This window comes from Micromonospora globispora (assembly GCF_003857015.1).
Taxonomy (GTDB): domain Bacteria; phylum Actinomycetota; class Actinomycetes; order Mycobacteriales; family Micromonosporaceae; genus Micromonospora; species Micromonospora globispora.
Window position 1 is genome coordinate 1 of sequence record NZ_QGGF01000656.1, and the last position, 2,056, is coordinate 2,056.

The 2,056-nt window shown below is 72.9% G+C and carries 2 protein-coding genes; one reads left to right on the forward strand and one right to left on the reverse strand.

Annotation, left to right across the window (positions count from 1 at the left end):
- Positions 1-953 (reverse strand): serine/threonine-protein kinase (locus DKL51_RS31505; RefSeq protein ID WP_148097904.1); only part of this gene is annotated, 953 nt, incomplete at its 3' end.
- A gap of 562 nt (positions 954-1,515) precedes the next feature.
- Here DKL51_RS31505 and DKL51_RS31510 point away from each other — a divergent pair.
- Positions 1,516-2,056, forward strand: a 541-nt coding sequence (locus DKL51_RS31510; protein ID WP_148097905.1) for an RNA polymerase sigma factor, incomplete at its 3' end; no start/stop codon positions are given.

Consider the following 2,056-nt stretch of genomic DNA (forward strand, 5'->3'; position numbering starts at 1 on the left):
CCCGGGACGACCTGCCGACCGGCCGAACCGCCTGCGGGGACGGTCGCGACGGTCGGCAGGTCGTCCCGGGTGGTCGCCGGGCCGGTGGCGCCGCGCAGCGCGACCGGCACCATGGCGGTGGGCGAGTCGGAGATCGCCTCGCGGGCCGCCTTCGCCATCGCGGCCCCGGTTGGGTAGCGGTCCGCCGGGTCCTTCGCCAGCGCCCGGGCGACCAGGTCGCGGACCGCCTGCGGGATCTCGTGCGGCAGCTCCGGCGGCTCGTCGTCCAGGTGCCGTACGGCCACCTGGAGCGGGTTGTCACCGGTGAACGGCGGGCCGCCGGTCAGGCAGCAGTACGCCACCGCCCCGAGGGCGTAGATGTCGGTGGCTCCGGAGACCGGTCGGCCGGCGGCCTGCTCGGGAGCCATGTAGAGGGCGGTGCCGGGGACCGCGTTCGTGCTGGTGATGCTGGTGACGTTGGTCGACCGGGCCACCCCGAAGTCGACCAGCACCACAGTGCCGTCCTCCTGCACCAGCAGGTTGCTCGGCTTGACGTCCCGGTGGACGATGCCGCGGGCGTGCGCCGCGTGCAACGCCTGCGCGACCTGGGCCACGACCGACATCGTCTCGCCGACCTCGAGCTGGCCGGCCGCCTCGATCCGCTTGGACAGCGGCTCGCCCTCGACGAACTCCATGACCAGGTAGTCGGCGTGGCTGCCGTCGGGCAGCTCGTCCTCGCCGCAGTCGAAGACCTGCACGATGCCGGCGCTGCGCAGGGACGCCATGATCCGCGCCTCGGCGCGGAACCGGGCGATGAAGTCGGGATCGGAGACCAGCGCCGGGAGCAGTACCTTCACCGCGACCTGACGGCCGAGGACCAGGTCAGTGGCACGCCAGACGTCACCCATGCCGCCGGTGGCGACACGGTCGTCCAGGCGGTACCGACCGCTGAGCACGAGCTCCGATGACAACACCTCCATACCGTACCCAGAGCGGCGGCGGAGTATTTCCCGCGATCTCGCCCCTGGGCTGCGGCGGCCGGTTCCCGGAGGCCCTGCCGGACGTCCGGCGACCGCCGCGCCGAACAGCCGGACGTCCCGATCCGGGTACGATCGGCCGAAAAAACGCGCTGACCAGTTCGTATGTCCCCGTTCCGGGGATCTCGTCCCGATCAATGAGCCTCCTGGCCAGGGTCAGCGTCCGGCAGGCGTTCCGCGTTACGGCGACTCGCCGGACAAGGCGTTGAGAAATCTCACTCTTTCCGGTTGGATGTCGCCTTGTCCCCTCGGTGATCGGCTCCTAGCGTTAGCCCCGCTCCGGCCCGCCCCATGATGCCGGTACGGTATGTCCGCCGACGACCGTACTTGGCGGCGAGTGTCCATACGTGCCGCCCGCATGCTCCGGCATCGGGCGCGATCAGGTCAGCGGGGGGGCTGATGGTGCGGGTGGAAGTCCGGTTGCCGGGACGGGCGGGCGTCGCGTGCGGCCCTGGCGCGGGACGGTCCGGAGAGTTGGCACGGCGCGAACGGCGGGTCCATGACCGGTGAGCTGAGCGAGGCGGTTGTCGCGGCGCAGGCGGGCGACGAGGCGGCGTTCCGCTTCCTCTACCGCAGCCTGCAGCCCGGCCTGCTGCGCTACCTCACCGCGCTGGTCGGCGCCGACGCCGAGGACGTCGCCTCGGAGGCGTGGCTGCAGATCTCCCGCGACCTGCCCACGTTCACCGGCGGCGAGTTCCGGGCCTGGACGGTGACCATCGCCCGCAACCGCGCGATGGACCACCTGCGACGGCAGCGTCGCCGACCGTCCCTGCCGGTGCCGGTGCAGGCGCTCAGCGAACTGGCCGGGGACGCCGACACCGCGGAACGGGCGGGAGAGACCATCGGCACCGAGTCCGCGCTGGCCCTGATCGCCACCCTGCCGCCCAGGGAGGCGGAGGCCGTGCTGCTGCGCGCGGTGATCGGGCTCGACGCCGAAACCGCGGGGCGGGTGCTGGGCCGGCGAGCGGGGGCGGTCCGCACCGCCGCCCACCGCGGCCTGCGCCGGCTCGCCGCACTGTTGGAACGCTCGGACATGGGCC